The sequence below is a fragment of the Streptomyces melanosporofaciens genome (genome assembly GCF_900105695.1).
GTDB classification, from domain to species: Bacteria; Actinomycetota; Actinomycetes; order Streptomycetales; family Streptomycetaceae; genus Streptomyces; species Streptomyces antimycoticus.
The window spans coordinates 8,908,006-8,923,495 of the sequence record NZ_FNST01000002.1; the positions used below are offsets into that span (position 1 = coordinate 8,908,006).

The window sequence follows — 15,490 nt, forward strand, 5'->3', positions numbered from 1 at the left end:
GACGGCGAGCGTCAGTTTCCGGCCGGGCGCACAACGTTCCGTGTGCCGTACGCGACCATCGCCGCCACGGCCGCCAGCGCCGCGACCGTGGTGAGCGCGATCGGCAGCGAGTACCAGCCGGCGAGGAAGCCGATCGTGGGCGGGCCCAGCAGCATCCCGCCGTAGCCGAGCGTGGAGGCCGCGGCGACCCCGCCCGGCCCCGTCAGCGCGCCCGCCCGCGCGATGGCGACGGGGAAGAGGTTGGCCAGCCCCAGCCCGGTGACCGCGAAGCCCAGGAGGGCGAGCCAGACCGTGGGCGCGAGCGAGCCCAGCAGCATGCCGGCCGCGGCCGTGGTGCCGCCCACGATCAACGCCCTGGTCTGGCCGAGCCGTTCGAGCAGCGCGGTGCCGGTCAGCCGGCCGACGGCCATCATCAGCGCGAAGACGGAGTAGCCCGCGGCGGCGAGTCCGGCGGACGCGTCGAGGTCCTGGTGCAGATGGAGGGCCGCCCAGTCGGCCATCGCGCCCTCGCCGTACGCCGTGCAGAGCGCGATCAGGCCGAAGACGGCGACGAGCCACCGGGCGCGGCCCGGCCGCTGTGCGCCGGGGGACGGTTCGGCGGCGGCGTTCCCGGACTCGGCCGCGGGCCCGGCACCGTCCCGCGGCGCGGGCACCGGCAGCGAGATCAGCGTCCGGCCGGCGGCCGCCGCGAGCAGCAGCCCGAAGACCGCGAGCAGTGACAGATGGCGGGTGGGGGAGAGGTGGTCGGCGAGCAGCCCGCCGAGCCCGGCCCCGGCCATCCCGCCCAGGCTGAAGGCGGCGTGGAAGCTGGGCATGACCGGGCGGCGCAGGGCGGCGATGAGGTCGACCGCCGCGCTGTTCATGGCCACGTTGAGCGCGCCGAACCCGGTGCCGAAGACCAGCAGCACCAGGCCGAGGGCGAGCGCGGAGTGGGTCAGCGGCGGCAGCGCCACGGAGCCGGCGAACAGCACACCGGCGGCCACCGTCGTCGGGTGGTTGCCGAAGCGGCGGCACAGGCGTCCGGTGGCCATCATCGTGGCCGTCCCGCCCGCGGACACGCCGAGCAGGGCCAGCCCCAGCGCGCCCTCCGAGGCGCTCGTCTGGTCCTTGATCGCGGGGATCCGGGCGACCCATCCGGCGAACACGAAGCCGTCGAGGAAGAAGAACGCGGTGATGGCGGCGCGGAGTCGGGCGAGGTCGCGATCCGCGGTGACGGAGCCGCGCGCGGCCAGGATGGCCGTCCGTGTTTTGTTTGGAGTCGGCACAAAGTGAGAATAGGGGCGTGACCCAGACACGGACAAGGCTCGAGCGCGGCCGAAGCGCTCTTGGCCCGGCACTGGCACTCGTCCACACCGGCCGCGCGCCCACCCGCGCGGTGCTCACGGCCGAGCTCGGGGTGACCCGTGCGACCGCGGGCGCCGTCGCCGCCGAGCTGGAGGCGCTCGGCCTGATCCAGGTCGACTCACGGCCGCTCGGGGCCGCCGGGGCGCAGGGCCGTCCCTCGCACCGGCTGTCGATCGCCCCCCGAGGGCCGGTCGCGCTCGCCGCCCAGGTGCACGTCGACGGCTTCCGCGCGGCGCTCGTCGGGCTCGGCGGACGGACCGTGGCCACGGCCCCGGGCTGCATGACCGTGCCCGCCGACCCGGCGCATGTCATCGACGCGGTCGTGGAGGCCGGGGCCCGGCTGCTGCGGGAGACCGGCCGCCGCTGTGTGGGCGCGGGGCTCGCCGTCCCGTCCGCGGTCGCCGAACCGGAGGGCACCGCCCTGAACCCGCTGCACGTCGCCTGGCCCGCGGGCGCTCCGGTGCGCGAGCTGTTCAACCGCAGCCTGGCCGCGGCCGGTATCCGCGGCGACGACGGGGAGCCGGTCACCGGCTTCGCGGGCAATGACGTCAACCTGGCCGCGCTCGCCGAGCACCGCCATGGCGCGGGCGGCGGCGCCCAGCATCTGCTCTGTGTCGCCACCGGGCACCGGGGCGTCGGTGGCGCGCTGGTGCTCGACGGGCGGCTGCACACGGGCAGCGCGGGGCTCGCCCTCGAGGTGGGCCATCTGACCGTCAACCCCGAGGGCCCGCCCTGCCACTGCGGCAGCCGCGGCTGTCTGGACATCGAGGCCGATCCGCTCGCCTTCCTCACGGCGGCCGGGCGCGACCCCGGCCCGGAGGTGTCCTTGCTGCAGCAGGCCCGCGATCTGCTGCGCGAGGAGTACGCCACCGAGCCGTCCGTACGGGCCGCCGCCAGCCGGCTCATCGATCGCCTCGGCCTCGGGCTCGCCGGTCTGGTCAACATCCTCAACCCGGACCGCATCATCCTCGGCGGGCTGCACCGCGAACTCCTGGAGGCCGACCCGGAGCGGCTGCGCGCGGTGGTGGCGGAGCGGAGCCTGTGGGGCCGGAGCGGGGGCGTGCCGATTCTGCCGTGCACGCTGGACCACAACAGCCTGGTGGGTGCCGCGGAGTTGGCGTGGCAGCCGGTGCTGGACGACCCCTTGGCGGCCCTGGGCGTGGGCTGACCGTCGCGCGCCTTACGGCCATCACCACTGGCGGCCCCGGGGGAGCCCGTCCAGGTCCGGGGCCGACAGATGGAGCACCTGGTAGCGGTCGCCGGGCTCCGAGGGCGGTGCGGAGTCCTCCCAGAGCGTGAAGTGGATCAGCTCCCAGCCGCGCGGGTCGATGCCGAGGGCCGTCGCGTGGACGCCGTCCGTACGGGCGCGCTCGGTCAGCCGCGCCAGCGCGTCCTCGACGACGGAGGCGGGATCGGCGGCGGCCGGGACCGGCGCGGCGTGGCGGGTGGCGACGCGCGGCACGGTGCCGGCCGCCGGGCCCCGTTCGAAGGCGAGCCCCTGCCAGTGCTCGACCGTGGGCCTGCCGAAGTCCCGGACGATGCCCTGGAATCCGGGGCCCCATAGGAAGCGGTTCATGGCCTCGGGCGCGGTCCACAGATAGAACGGGGCGTACTGGTGGACCGGCGAGCCGTCCACACCGCGCTCCCGGATGCCGTACGCCTTGAGCCCCAGCCCCGAGAAGTCGTCGAGCAGCGGCCCCTTCGTCTCGACCCGGTCCCGGATGATCCTCATGTCGTAGTCGGCGGGCAGGGTGATCCGGTACTGCATGGCGAGCATCGGTGAACTCCTGTCGGCGGGGCGTGCGTTCGCGGCCGTTCCTCTGCGTTCGATGCGATCGTACACACTAGTAGGTACAGAACGGGTCGCACTCGCTGTGTGTACTCCCCAGGAGGTACCGGGAGTGTCGTCGGCCGTACGACGACCGGGCGCCGTAAGGGAGTGATCCTCGAAGTGGCCATGAGAACGGGCCATGAGAACGGGCCATGAGACAACCACTCCCGAGGAGCGCGATCATCATGAACACCCTGGCGCACGGCTTCGCCGACGGCGACGGCCCCGGACCGTGGATTCTGCTCTTCCCGCTGATGTGGGCGCTGGTCGTCGGCGGTGCGGTCTTCCTGTTGAGGCGCGCCGGGTGGCGCGGACGCGCAGCCTGGCGGCAGGGGCCCGTGGGCTTCGGCGAGCGATCGCCGATCGCGGTGCTGGGCCGTCGCTTCGCGGCCGGTGAGATCGATGAGGACGAGTACTGGCGCCGACTGTCCGTCCTGGACGAGCAGTTCGGACGCCATGCGAAGGGCGGGGCCCTCTGACCGTTGCTGACGGTGGGGCGCTGACGCGGGGCGCTCAGGCCGACCGGGCTGTCAGGGCTGTCAGGGTTGTCAGGGCGGTTGGGGTTGTCCATGCTGCCGGGGCCGTCGGGGCCGTCGGGGCCGTCGGGGCTGTCCGGACCGTCCCGCCTCGCGGGAGGCGGGACGCCTGCGTGCTCAGCGGGAGGCTGCCGACCGGGCGGCCGCGGGAGCCCGCTCGCGCACCGCAGACGCCGGGGCCGCGGCGACGGGCGCGGGGGCCGGCGCCGGCGCCGGGGCGACGGGCGCGGGGGCGACGGGTGCGGGGGTGGGTGCCGGTGCGAGGGGCGCCGGTGCCGGGGCGGTAGCGGGTCCGGGTGTGGGCGCGGGGCCGGTCATGGGCGTGGTGGGCGCCGGCGCCGGGCGGGAGGCGTCCGTGCGATGGGGCGGTGCGGTACGGCCCGCTCCATGCGCCGTGAGGGGCGACTTGGCGGTGGCGGTGGGCCGCGGCACGGCCAGCGTGAACCAGACGACCTTCCCGCTGCCGTCGTCCCGCGCATGCATCCCCCAGCTCTGGCTGACGGCCGCGACCAGCGCGAGCCCCCTGCCATGCGTGGCCACGGGATCGCAGGCCCGAAGGCGGGGCAGCCGCGGATCCTGGTCGCGGACCGAAACGGTCAGCCGGTCCAGCATGAGAACGATCTCCACCGTGCACTGCTTGTCCGGCTCGGCATGCCGATGCACATTGGTGAGCAGTTCGGTGACGGCGAGCGCCGCCGGGTCGATGAGCGGATCCAGATGCCAGTAGCGCAACTGCGCCGACACGATTCTGCGGACCTGTCCGATCCGCGACGGCAGGGCCTGCAGCTCCACCGTGCACTGCCTGCTAGGACGACTGATCACGGCTGCGACTCCCTGAAGAAGTTGGGGCTAGCCTGATTCAGATGCGGGCGACGAACACGTTCAGCAGTGGTGGCTGCTGGGCGCGACCGGTGGGACGGTTCTCTGCGTCACCGCTTGTTGACCCTCAGTGATACCGATACTCGTCCAGGGTCGGTCCCACCGCGCGCATGCGCAACTCGGCCACTTCACCGCTTCTGGGAGTGCCCCCGAGCGGACCGGACGGCGTCGAGGAAGCGGCTGGCGGCCCCGGAGCCGGACTTGGCCGAGGTGGACTTGGTGTCCTGCGAGCCGAGGGTGAGACGGTAACGGGTGCCGTTCACGGTGGCCATGGCCTGGTCCCCGTCCACGAACCAGGGCTTGCTGGCGCGCACCGACTGCACCGGCGCGCTGTCGATCTCGCGGCCGTAGCTGGTGAGCAACTCCAGCCTGCCGTCCTTGATCAAGACCTGTCCGGCGCGGGTGACCGAGCGCAGGAACCGCTCGATCCGCACTCCCCTGGCGTTGAACTCGTTATCGGCCATCACAACCGCCTCCCCGATGGCTCCGACTGGCGCTTCTGTCGCCGTCTCTCATTTTCCCTGCTGCGCAGTGTGCCCGGGACCGGCCCCGGGCACCAGGGCGCACTGGGGGACAATGAGGATCGAAACGGCACGAGTATGCCACCTGGGCTGGGCGTGGGCACAAGCAGGAGGAGTGGGCGTTGGACGGCACGGCGCGCGGGATCATCAAGACGATCGACGTGGACCGCAGCGACCACGGCTATCGCGAGTGGCTGAAGGAGGCCGTCCGAAAGGTGCAGGCGGACGCCCAGCGGTCCGCGGACACCCATCTGCTGAGCTTCCCGCTGCCCGAGCGCTGGGGGATCGACCTCTACCTCAAGGACGAGTCCACCCACCCCACAGGGAGTCTCAAGCACCGTCTGGCACGCTCGCTCTTCCTCTATGGGCTGTGCAACGGCTGGATCCGGCCGGGCAAGCCCGTGATCGAGGCGTCCAGCGGCTCGACCGCCGTATCCGAGGCGTACTTCGCCAAGCTGATCGGGGTGCCCTTCATCGCGGTGATGCCCCGCACGACCAGCCGGGAGAAGTGCCGCCTGATCGAATTCCATGGTGGCCAGTGCCATTTCGTGGACGACCCGCGGACGATGTACGAGGAGTCCGCCGCCCTCGCGGCCGAGTCCGGGGGTCACTACATGGACCAGTTCACCTACGCCGAGCGGGCCACGGACTGGCGCGGCAACAACAACATCGCCGAGTCGATCTATCAGCAGATGCGTCTGGAGCGGTATCCCGAACCGGCATGGGTCGTCGCCACGGCGGGCACCGGAGGCACTTCGGCGACCCTCGCCCGCTATGTCCACTACATGCAGTACGACACCCGGGTGTGCGTCGCCGACCCGGAGAACTCCTGCTTCTTCGACGGCTGGGTTCGCCATGACGACGACGCCTCCAGCGACCACGGTTCACGCATCGAGGGCATCGGCCGCCCCCGGATGGAGCCCAGCTTCGTACCGGGCGCGATCGACCGGATGATGAAGGTCCCGGACGCGGCGAGCGTCGCGGCGGTGCGCGCCCTGGAGCGGGCCATCGGCCGTAAGGCGGGCGGCTCCACCGGGACGGGGCTGTGGAGCGCGCTGCGGATCGTCGCGGAGATGGTCACCGCGGGGCGGACCGGGAGCGTGGTGACGCTGCTGTGCGACCCGGGGGAGCGGTATCTGGACAAGTACTACTCGGATGCCTGGCTCGAGGAGCAGGGGCTGGACATCGAGCCGTATGTGAAGACGCTCGACATCTTCCTCACCACGGGCAACTGGACCGACTGACGGCGCACCCGGCCGGACCGGCCGGCCTGGGCCCGTACGGCCGTCAGGCCGCCGCCACCATCCGGTCCAAATTCCGCACCGCCTGGTGGAAGGCGCGCCGCAGACCCGGCCGCATGGCCCGTACGACACCGCGCAGCAGTGCCGTGCCGTCCACCGCGAACACATAGCGCACCACGGTCCCGCCGCCGGCCGTGGGCCGCAGCGTCCACTCCTCCAGCAGGGCCCGCAGCCCCGGTGCGTTGGTCTCGTCGACGCGGTAGGCATAGCGCTCGTGCGGATCGGCCGCCATGACCGTCTCCCGGAAGCGGCCGCCGCCCACGAGGCGGATGGCCCTGCCCTTGCCGCCGTCCGTGGAGCGGGCCTCCTTCACCGACCGGAACCACCGCGGCCAGCCCTCGACATCGGTGAACGCCTCGAACACCGCCTCGGGAGAGGCCGAGATCTCGGCGACGAAGACGAGCCGCAACGGTGCGGTCTCGACGTACTCCAGTCCGACGGCACGCAACCGGTGTGTCATGGACACACGATAACTGTCGGGGTGTCAGATGTCTGCGGTGCGGGACGGCTCGCCCGCCACCACCAGCTCCGGCAGATACTCGGAGATCTCCGCCCGTGCCTCCTCCGGCAGCCCCGGGTCCGTGACCAGCGCGTTCACCTGGTCCAGCGTGGCGAAGGAACTCAGCCCCACGGTGCCCCACTTGGTGTGGTCCGCGACCACCACGACCCGCCGCGCGGCCCTGACGAAGTGGCGGTTGGTCTCCGCCTCCGCGAGATTCGGCGTCGACAGACCCGCCTCCACCGATATGCCGTGCACTCCGAGGAAGAGCACATCGAAGTGGAGCGAGCGCACCGCCGCGTCCGCGACCGGCCCCACCAAAGTGTCCGACGGCGTGCGCACCCCGCCGGTGAGCACGACGGTGGCCGCACCGGGGCGCGGGCCCACCCCGCCGAGCGCCGCCGACCGCTGGGCGTTGTAGAACACATCGGCCACCCGGACCGAGTTCGTCACCACGGTCAGATCCGGCACCTCCAGCAGCTGCTGGGCCAGTGCGAAGGCCGTGGTGCCCCCGGCCAGACCGATCGCGGTGCCCGGCGTGGCCATCGCGGCCGCCGCCTTCGCGATGTCCTCCTTGGCGCTCAGCTCGAGGCCAGATTTGGCCTCGAACCCGGGCTCGTACGTGCTCGCCTCGGCCACCGGCACGGCCCCGCCGTGCACCTTCTCCACCACGCCCAGCCGGGCCAGCGCGTCCAGATCGCGACGAACCGTCATGTCCGAGACATTGAGCTTGCGCGTCAACTCGTTGACCCGCACCCCGCCGCGCCGCCTGACCTCGTCGAGGATCAGGGCGCGGCGCTGCTCCGCGAGGAGGTTCTGGTTGTCGCTCACCCTGCCTCGTCTCCCTCCGGTCGGCCCTCGTCGCCCGCGCGTTCATCTTCGCATGAGGCGAGGACAGCCGGTCGCCACAGCACCCGGGGTTACGATTTCGCCACGCCCGGCCTGTCAGGGTCGGGGGAGGTGGCCGATGGGCACAATCCTGGAGCAGAACGACCGCACCACACCGGAATCGGGGGAACACGGTGCCAGCGACCATGCCTACGGACACGCCGGCCGACGGGGCGCAACGGGCGACGGCAGCCCGTAAGGGCGGAGCACCGCCGTCCGATCTCGAACTCCTCGTCCACGGAGTGGGCGGCACCACCCCCGAGGAGATGCTGCGCGATCCGCGCACCTGCCGGGTCACCGGCGACGAGACCGCGGCGGTCTACCGCAGGGCGGACGAGGTCGACGCCGAGCAGCGCCCGCCGGAGGACCGGGAGGGCCCGGACCGTGAGGGCCCGATCCGCGAGGCGTACGTATGGTGCAACCTCACCTCGGGCAACAGCTCCCGCGCCCTGTGGCTGCTTTTACTGCCGTTCATGGTCGCCAACCTCGCCCACTGGATGCGGCCCCCGGCCGACCGGCGCGAGCGGACCGTGCGCACCTACGGCCTGTTCGTACGGCTGGTGGCGCTCACCTTGACCGTGCTGCTGATCGCCGGGGCCTGCGAGGTGGCCCTGGACCTGATCGCCTGGCAGTGTGCCGGTTCGGCCGACTGCGCCGGGGGCAAGTCCTGGCTCGGCTTCCTGTCCCCGGAGAACCACGGCTGGTGGAGCCAGCCCGGCCGCAGGCTCGCGCTCGCCGCGGTGCTGCCCGGCGCGCTCACCGGACTGCTGTGGTACCTGTCCAACCGCACCTGGAGCGCGTACGAGTCCTCCCCGCCGCTGGAGCGCCCGGTCGACGAGTCCGCCCCCGAGGCGGGCAACCGCCCCGCGCTGTGCCTGCCCGGCTTCTGGTACGGCCGCAGGATCGTCGCCCGGCTGCGCGCCGCCCACACCGCTGCCGGCTTCCTCACCATCGCGGCGGGCCTGACCCTGCCCACCACCACCTACGACCGCGAGCCGGGCGGCGGCGGGCTGCAGGACGCCGCGGGCTGGGCGCTGCTGACGCTGCTCGCCGCGGGCGCGGTCGCGGTGGTGGCCGTGGTGTGCTACCGCGGCCGCAGCGAGACCAAGGTCGACGGGGAGCTGGACCGCATCACCATCACCGCGTTGCCCGGCGCGGCCCTCGCGGTGCTGGCGCTCTCCGTGCTGTACGCCGGGTGGTCCCGCCCCGGCTGGGCCTCCACCGGCAAGCTGCCGGGCAACCAGGCGTTCTGTGCCATCGCCATAGGGGAGGGCGCGCTGATCGTGACCATGGCGGTGTGCGCCCTGGTCCTCCACCGGTCTGCTCCCGGCCGCACCCCGCTGTACGGGCTCGCCGGGCCCGCCGTGGCCGTGCTCGCCTGCGGGCTCGGCGCGGTGCTCGCGGGCGGTGTCGCCCAGCGCTTCGCCGACTGGCTGGACGGCGGCGCCACCCCCGGTGAGGGGCCGGGCATCGCCCCGCCGGTTCTGCTGACCTGGCTGGCCACGGCCATCCCCGCGCTGCTGCTCGCCCTGGTCGCCCTGCTGCTGATCTTCACCGTAAGGGTGTGGCGGGTGCGCAACCGGCTGCTGCCGACCATCATGGACGGCTATCCGGGGGAGCGGCCCGACCCGGTGCGCACCCGGCGGATCGCGCGCACGATCGCCCGCGCCGGCCTCACCGACTCCGCCCCGTGGATCGTCGGCCCCGTCGCGCTGCTGACCCTGTTGTTCGGCGCCGCCGCCGTCACCGGGGCCTGGGTCACGGACCAGGTGCCGGGGCGGGCCGCCGACGACGCGCCGGGGGCCGTGGACGCCGCCGCCCAGACCGCCCAGGCGCTGGGCTCCTGGCTGATGGGGCTGGCCTTCCTGATGCTGGTCACCTGGGCCCGCCGCGCCTACCGCAGCCCCGCCGCCCGCCGCACCATCGGCATCCTGTGGGACGTGGGCACCTTCTGGCCGCGCGCCGCCCACCCCTTCGCGCCCCCGTGCTACGCGGAGCGGGCGGTGCCCGATCTGACCTGGCGGATGGAGACCTGGACCCGCCGGCACGGCGGCCGACTGGTCATCTCCGGCCATTCCCAGGGCAGTGTGCTGGCCGCCGCGGCGGTCTGGCAGCTGGACCACCGCACCCGCGGCCAGGTCGCGCTGCTCACCTACGGCTCACCGCTGGAGCGGCTGTACGGGCGCTGGTTCCCCGCCTACTTCGGGCCCACCCAGCTCCTCTCGCTCCACGGCGAGGTGCGCTGCTGGCGCAATCTGTGGCGCTTCACCGACCCGATCGGCGGCCCCATCCGGCTGCCCGACGGCAGCGGGCCCGAGGTCGACTGCGGCGCGCTCAAGGACCCGCTGGTCTACGGCCGTACGCCCGAACACCCGCTGCCCGCGCCGATCCTGGGGCATGGGGACTACCAGGCCGACCCCGTCTTCGACCGGGAGCGGGCCGGGCTGCTGGCCCGGCTCCCGGAGCAGACGCCGCCACCTCCGCAGGAGGGGGCCGCCGGTCAGATGAGCTCGGGCAGATCCTCGGGATAGAGCAGCGTGAGGTCGTCCGTGGTCGGGTCGCTCAGCTGGGCGACCCGACCCGCATGCCGCTCCACCATCGCCTCGAAGGTCTGCCGGGCGGTGCGCCCGTTGCCGAACGCCGGGCCCTTGGGAAGCGCCGTGAAGTACTTGAGCAGCGCCTCCGCCGCCCCCTCGCCGATCCGGTACTCATGCTCCTCGGCCTGCTGCTCCACGATCCGCAGCAGTTCCTCCGGCGCGTAGTCGCCGAAGGTGATGGTGCGCGAGAAGCGGGAGGCCACACCGGGGTTGACGGACAAAAAGCGCTCCATCTCGGCGGTGTACCCCGCGACGATGACCACGACCGCTTCCCGGTGGTCCTCCATCAGCTTGACCAGGGTGTCTATCGCCTCCCGGCCGAAGTCCCGGCCGGAGTCCTCCGGCGAGAGGGCGTACGCCTCGTCGATGAACAGCACCCCGCCGCGCGCCCGGTCGAACGCCTCCTGGGTGCGTATGGCCGTGGAGCCGATGTGCTCACCCACCAGGTCCACCCGGGAGACCTCCACCAGATGGCCGCGCTCCAGCACGCCGAGGGAGGCCAGGATCTCCCCGTAGAGCCGGGCGACCGTCGTCTTGCCGGTGCCCGGGGAGCCGGTGAAGACCAGATGACGGCGGACGGAGGCGGCCTTGAGCCCGGCCTCCTGGCGCCGCCGGCCCACCTCGATCATGTCGGTGAGAGCGCGCACCTCGCGCTTGACGCTCTCCAGCCCGACCAGTGTGTCGAGTTCGCCCAGCACCGCCGAGGACGGGCGGACGGAGACCGGGGGCTCGACGGCGGGCGCGGAGGTCTGGACGGACCGCTGCGACGGGACGCCGCCCAGCAGCCCGCCCGTCGAGGCGGCGGTCTCCACGGCGGGCGCGGTGAGCGGGGGCTGGCCGGGCGTGGTCGGGGAGCCCAGCGCCGTGGTGGCGCTCTCGTCGCTGGTGCAGTCCTCGACGAGCGGACCCGCCTCGGAGAACTCGTACCCGCCGCGCGCACACCGCTCCGTGCGGCACCGGGTCAAGGTGGTGCGGCAGCCGTCGATGATGTGGAAGCCGTAGCCCCCGCTGCCGGTCACCCGGCAGCTCGTGAACGTGCCGCGGCCCTCGGCGGACACATAGAACCCGGCCTCCGTCGGCCCGGAGACCGTGGTGCGCTCGACCGTCGGATCGGCGCCCTTGGTGACGATCACTCCGGTGGAGGCCCCGTCTATCGTGCAGTTGGCGAGCGTGCCGCCGCTGCCGTGGTCGCGGAACCATGCCCCGGTGGCCGCCTCCCGGATGCGGCAGTCGTCCAGCTGGACGATGGCCCCGTCGCTGACCGAGACCGCGGTGGAGCGCACCTGGGACAGATCGCTGTCGACCACATCGACCCGCGATCCGCGGTCCAGGACGAACAGCGCGTCCGGCACCTCGCGCACCCGGCACGAGTCGAGCACGGCGGTCGCCCCGTCGCTCACCCACACCGCCGGATAGTCGCCGGTGCTCTCGTGCAGCTCGCACTGGTTGGCGTCCACCCGGGTGCCCGGGTCCCACACCGACAGGCCGTTGCGCCCGAACCGGCGCACCGTGGAGCGGGTCAGCGTCAGTACCGAACGCGACCTCAGGTCGATCGCGTTCTCCGGGATGTCATGGATCTCGCAGTCGGCGAGCGTGAGCACCGCGTCCGTGTCCAGGTTGACCCCGTCGGATGTCGTACGGTGCACCCGGCAGTCGGTGAGATGCCCGGTCGCGCGCCCGGAGACCTGCACCCCGGCGCCCCGGATCTCGTACACCTCGCAGCCGACGGCCTCCAGCGAGGAGCCCTCGCCGGTCAGCGAGAAGCCCGCCCCGGACGCGTGGTGGACCCGGCAGCGGTCCAGGCGCGGACGGGCGCCGCCGCGCACCGCCACCCCGGACTGCCCGGCGGCCACCACCTCGCACTCCTCGAACACCCCGCCCGCGCCGTCCAGCACGCTGAGCCCGACGCCCGCGGGATTGTCCACGGTGCAGCGCCGCACGGTGGGACGGGCGCCGCCGCGCACCTCGATGCCGACCGCCGAGCGCGTGGCGACCCGTACGTCCGACACCTCCGGGGTGGCGTCCTCGATCAGCAGCGCGGGGGCGGCCGAGTCCTGGCCCTCGACATGCAGATCCTGGACCACGGCGGAGGCACGTATCGTCAGTGCCACTCCGTCCACCGGCGCGATGCGCACCGAACCGCGTGCCGAGCCCTCGGGGCCGCGCAGTGTGACGGCCCGGCCCACCACCAGATTCTCGCGGTAGGTGCCGGGCGAGATGGAGAGCACATCACCGTCCCCGGCGGCCTCCAGGGCCGCCGTGAGGGAGGCGTACTCTCCGGTGCGGCGCCGCCACCGCGACGTTCCGCTGTGCGTCACCTGGACGACCGAGCCCTGTGCCATGGTGCTGCTGTGCCCCCACCTCGTGCGTTTGCCGGTGTGCGCGCCTGACCGCCGCTGCCGACTGCGGCTGCGCATATGGAATGCCCCACCGTAGCGTGCGCACGGCACCATGAGATGACCTGCCTGTGGACCACGGGCGGAGTTGGCGCTCATATGACAACTCCCGCCCGTGCGCGGCCCACTCGCAGGGGCCGACGGCCGACTGGCAGGGGCTAGCTGTCGGCGTCCGCCCGGCCCCAGTCCTGACCGGCTCGCTCCCAGGCGATGTCCCACTGTGCGTAGCGCCGGCGCATGAGCCGCCATACGACCAGCCGCCGGGCGCCGTCCACCAGGACCGCCGTCGCCCCGGCCGCGCCGATCCCCGCCAGCACGGCGTGGGTGGTGGCCGTCGCCGCGTCCAGCGGGCGGCCCACCGGGCGGCCGTGGTCGTCGGTCCAGACCCGGAACCGCTCACCGGGGTCGGCACCCGGGTGGGCCCCCAGCGTGCCCTGGTGTCTGCTGCCGTCCGGCCCCGTCCAGCGGGCGAGGACCCGGCGGTGCGCGTCTCTCGCGGAAGCGGTCTCGGGATCGGAGTCGATGGGTGGATGCGGCAGCACCTTCAGCACGGTGGCCGAGCGCGGATGGCGCTCGGCCCGCTGTTCGTGCGCGGCCCTCACCAGCGCCCCGTGTGCCATGGACCCCGATGCCCAGCCGGCGGCGGGGGCGACGAGCAGGATGAGCGCCGCGGCGATCATCGCCGCGCACGCCTCCACGATGTCCGTCTTACGGCGCAGCGGATTACGCCGCCAGCGCCACAGCCCCCAGATCATTCGCATGGATCACATACCCCCTTCCCCATCCGTGGGTACCGCATGGCGGGCCGGATATGCGCGGATTCGGTGAAGAGAGAGCAATATCACGGGGCCAGCCCTTTCGCCGTTCCGGCGGGCCGTCGGCGGTTCAGAGGGACACACCAGACCAGCCGGGTGCCGCCCGCCTCGGGCGCCTCGATGTCCAGTGCGCCGCCCAGGAGTTCGGCCCTTGACCGCATGTTCACCAGCCCTCCGCTGGGGGCGGCGCCCCCGACGCCCACCCCGTTGTCCGCGACCACCAAGGTGAGGTCGGCGCCGACGGTCAGCCGCACCTCCACCCGCTGGGCATGGGCGTGCCGCACCGTGTTGCTGAGCGCCTCGGCGAGCACCGCCAGCACATGGTCGCCCGTCGTGTCCGGCACATCGGTGTCCACCGGGCCGTCCATCAGCAGCGACGGTGCGAAGCCCAGGGTGTCGGAGGCCGACCGGACGGCCTTGACCAGCCGGCGCCGCAGTGTGGCGGGTTCGCCGCCGTCGTCCCCGACCGTGCGCAGGGCGAAGATGGTGGAGCGGATGATCTTGATGGTCTCGTCCAGGTCGTCCACGGCCCGCCCCACCCGCTCGGCGGCCTCCGGGCGTTCGATCAGCCGGCCCGCGCTCTGCAGGGTGAGGCCGGTCGCGAAGAGCCGCTGAATGGCCAGATCATGGAGGTCCCGGGCGATCCGGTCACGGTCCTGGAGCAGCGCCATATGCTCGGATTCGGCGCGGTGCCGGGCCAGTTCCAGGGCGAGCGCCGCCTGCGCCGCGAACCCCGAGAGCAGCTCCACCTCATGGTCGTCGAAGGGCTGCCGCCCGGCGAGCCGGCACAGCCGCAGCGCACCGGAGGCCCGCGCGCCCGCGACCAGCGGTACGGCCACCACCGGGCCGAACTCGCTCTCCGGAGCCGGCAGCGGCCAGGACCGGGCCCGGGAGTCCACCCGTACGTCCGAGGCGACCGCGGGGCGTCCGGTGCGGGCGGCGAGCCCGGCCAGCGAGCCGTCGGACGGCACCATGAGCCCGCCGATGGCCTCCGCGTCATGCCCCTCGGCCACCTCGACCACCAGGGAGTCGGTGCCCGCGGCCGGCAGCAGGATCGCCGCCGAGTCGGCGAGGGCCACCTGCAGGGCGAGCCGGGCGATCAGGCTCAGCGCCTCGCCCGCCGCGGTGCCCGCCAGCAGCGTACGGGTGATGACGCCGAGCGCCTCCAGCCACTGCTCGCGGCGCCGGCTCTCGTGGTACAGCCGGGCGTTGTCGATGGCCACCCCGGCGGCGACCGACAAGGTGGTCAGCACCGCCTCGTCATCGGCGTCGAACTGGGCGCCGCCGCGCTTCTCCGTCAGATAGAGATTTCCGAAGACCTCGTCACGGACCCGGATCGGCACGCCCAGGAACGAGCGCATCGGCGGATGGTGCTCGGGGAAGCCGTAGCTCGCCGGATGCTCCGACAGATCGGTGAGCCGCAGCGACTGGGGGTGGCGGATCAGCTCGCCGAGCAGTCCGTGACCACTGGGCAACGGGCCGATGCGGTGGGCCCGTTCCTCGGATATGCCGACCGGCAGGAACTGCGAGAGCCGATGCCGGTCGATCACGCCCAGCGCGCCGTACTCCGCGTCGGCCAGCACCACCGCGGACTCCACGATCCGGCGCAGCACCTGCTCCAGGTCCAGCTCGCGGCCCACGCTGAGCACGGCCTCCAGGAGGTTGTGCATCCGGTCCTGGGTGGACCGGGCGGCGTCCAGCCGCGCCTGGAGCTCATCGAGGAGCTGGTCGAGCCGGAGTTGGGGAAGGGCCGGATGGCGCCCCTGATCCGCACTGCCCGACACCTGGCCACCATCCCCCCATGAGCCTCTCACCAGCAGGGTAGCCGGGGCAGGGGCCGGCGGTGACGGCGATGGAAGGAACTCGGCCAGGGTCAGGGGCCG

General features: G+C 73.1%; 13 protein-coding genes. 4 read left to right on the top strand and 9 right to left on the bottom strand.

Translation table 11 applies throughout. The features are described 5' to 3' along the window. Positions 1-11: 11 nt before the first annotated feature. Positions 12-1,265 carry an MFS transporter gene (locus tag BLV72_RS40795; RefSeq protein WP_093468786.1) on the bottom strand — a complete coding sequence of 418 codons (1,254 nt, stop codon included), beginning with the start codon at positions 1,263-1,265 and terminating at the stop codon, positions 12-14. A gap of 17 nt (positions 1,266-1,282) precedes the next feature. Here BLV72_RS40795 and BLV72_RS40800 point away from each other — a divergent pair, with 17 nt between their 5' ends. Next, a complete protein-coding gene (locus BLV72_RS40800) occupies positions 1,283-2,512 on the top strand; it encodes an ROK family protein (RefSeq protein ID WP_093468787.1) in 1,230 nt (409 codons plus the stop codon). Between the two features lie 21 nt (positions 2,513-2,533). On the opposite strand, the gene BLV72_RS40805 is transcribed toward BLV72_RS40800, so the two are convergent. After that, positions 2,534-3,121: a DUF4865 family protein gene (locus BLV72_RS40805; RefSeq protein ID WP_093468789.1), complete on the bottom strand. Its 588-nt coding sequence runs from the start codon at positions 3,119-3,121 to the stop codon at positions 2,534-2,536. Positions 3,122-3,360: 239 nt separating this feature from the next. Between BLV72_RS40805 and BLV72_RS40810 the strand changes: the two genes are divergently transcribed. Next, complete coding sequence (locus tag BLV72_RS40810) at positions 3,361-3,654, top strand: SHOCT domain-containing protein (RefSeq protein WP_093468790.1); 294 nt, start codon at positions 3,361-3,363, stop codon at positions 3,652-3,654. Positions 3,655-3,828: 174 nt separating this feature from the next. On the opposite strand, the gene BLV72_RS52260 is transcribed toward BLV72_RS40810, so the two are convergent. Together BLV72_RS52260 and BLV72_RS40820 are read right to left on the bottom strand one after the other, a co-directional pair. Further along, positions 3,829-4,533 (bottom strand): ATP-binding protein, encoded by a 705-nt coding sequence (locus tag BLV72_RS52260; protein WP_425288481.1) that lies wholly within the window; start codon positions 4,531-4,533, stop codon positions 3,829-3,831. A 185-nt stretch (positions 4,534-4,718) separates the two neighbouring features. Further along, positions 4,719-5,054 (bottom strand): hypothetical protein, encoded by a 336-nt coding sequence (locus BLV72_RS40820; RefSeq protein ID WP_059145517.1) that lies wholly within the window; start codon positions 5,052-5,054, stop codon positions 4,719-4,721. Positions 5,055-5,233: 179 nt separating this feature from the next. Here BLV72_RS40820 and BLV72_RS40825 point away from each other — a divergent pair, with 179 nt between their 5' ends. Continuing rightward, positions 5,234-6,355, top strand: coding sequence for a PLP-dependent cysteine synthase family protein (locus BLV72_RS40825; RefSeq protein ID WP_093468793.1), 1,122 nt, complete (start codon positions 5,234-5,236; stop codon positions 6,353-6,355). Positions 6,356-6,398: 43 nt separating this feature from the next. Here BLV72_RS40825 and BLV72_RS40830 read toward each other — a convergent pair whose 3' ends face one another. Beyond that, positions 6,399-6,872, bottom strand: a complete 474-nt coding sequence (locus tag BLV72_RS40830; RefSeq protein WP_093468795.1) for an SRPBCC family protein — start codon at positions 6,870-6,872, stop codon at positions 6,399-6,401. Between the two features lie 24 nt (positions 6,873-6,896). Continuing rightward, complete coding sequence (locus tag BLV72_RS40835) at positions 6,897-7,742, bottom strand: DeoR/GlpR family DNA-binding transcription regulator (RefSeq protein ID WP_086711399.1); 846 nt, start codon at positions 7,740-7,742, stop codon at positions 6,897-6,899. A 203-nt stretch (positions 7,743-7,945) separates the two neighbouring features. On the opposite strand from BLV72_RS40835, the gene BLV72_RS40840 reads away from it, so the two are divergent. Then, positions 7,946-10,330, top strand: coding sequence for a hypothetical protein (locus tag BLV72_RS40840; protein WP_425288482.1), 2,385 nt, complete (start codon positions 7,946-7,948; stop codon positions 10,328-10,330). On the opposite strand, the gene BLV72_RS40845 is transcribed toward BLV72_RS40840, so the two are convergent. The 3 genes from BLV72_RS40845 to BLV72_RS40855 form a co-directional block, all read right to left on the bottom strand. Continuing rightward, positions 10,300-12,738 (bottom strand): right-handed parallel beta-helix repeat-containing protein, encoded by a 2,439-nt coding sequence (locus BLV72_RS40845; RefSeq protein WP_093468796.1) that lies wholly within the window; start codon positions 12,736-12,738, stop codon positions 10,300-10,302. The two genes, BLV72_RS40840 and BLV72_RS40845, sit on opposite strands and share 31 nt — an antisense overlap. Before the next feature lie 212 nt (positions 12,739-12,950). Beyond that, positions 12,951-13,553: an Rv1733c family protein gene (locus BLV72_RS40850; protein WP_093468798.1), complete on the bottom strand. Its 603-nt coding sequence runs from the start codon at positions 13,551-13,553 to the stop codon at positions 12,951-12,953. A gap of 80 nt (positions 13,554-13,633) precedes the next feature. After that, positions 13,634-15,391: a GAF domain-containing sensor histidine kinase gene (locus tag BLV72_RS40855; RefSeq protein ID WP_093468799.1), complete on the bottom strand. Its 1,758-nt coding sequence runs from the start codon at positions 15,389-15,391 to the stop codon at positions 13,634-13,636. Between the last annotated feature and the right edge of the window lie 99 nt (positions 15,392-15,490).

What these genes read in the sequence shown, in the direction of transcription:
- BLV72_RS40820 (WP_059145517.1), bottom strand. Translation starts at nt 5,054, where the DNA reads ATGGCCGATAACGAGTTCAACGCCAGGGGAGTGCGGATCGAGCGGTTC.
- BLV72_RS40840 (WP_425288482.1), top strand. Translation starts at nt 7,946, where the DNA reads ATGCCTACGGACACGCCGGCCGACGGGGCGCAACGGGCGACGGCAGCC.
- BLV72_RS40805 (WP_093468789.1), bottom strand. Translation starts at nt 3,121, where the DNA reads ATGCTCGCCATGCAGTACCGGATCACCCTGCCCGCCGACTACGACATG.
- BLV72_RS40810 (WP_093468790.1), top strand. Translation starts at nt 3,361, where the DNA reads ATGAACACCCTGGCGCACGGCTTCGCCGACGGCGACGGCCCCGGACCG.
- BLV72_RS40850 (WP_093468798.1), bottom strand. Translation starts at nt 13,553, where the DNA reads ATGCGAATGATCTGGGGGCTGTGGCGCTGGCGGCGTAATCCGCTGCGC.
- BLV72_RS40830 (WP_093468795.1), bottom strand. Translation starts at nt 6,872, where the DNA reads ATGACACACCGGTTGCGTGCCGTCGGACTGGAGTACGTCGAGACCGCA.
- BLV72_RS40845 (WP_093468796.1), bottom strand. Translation starts at nt 12,738, where the DNA reads ATGGCACAGGGCTCGGTCGTCCAGGTGACGCACAGCGGAACGTCGCGG.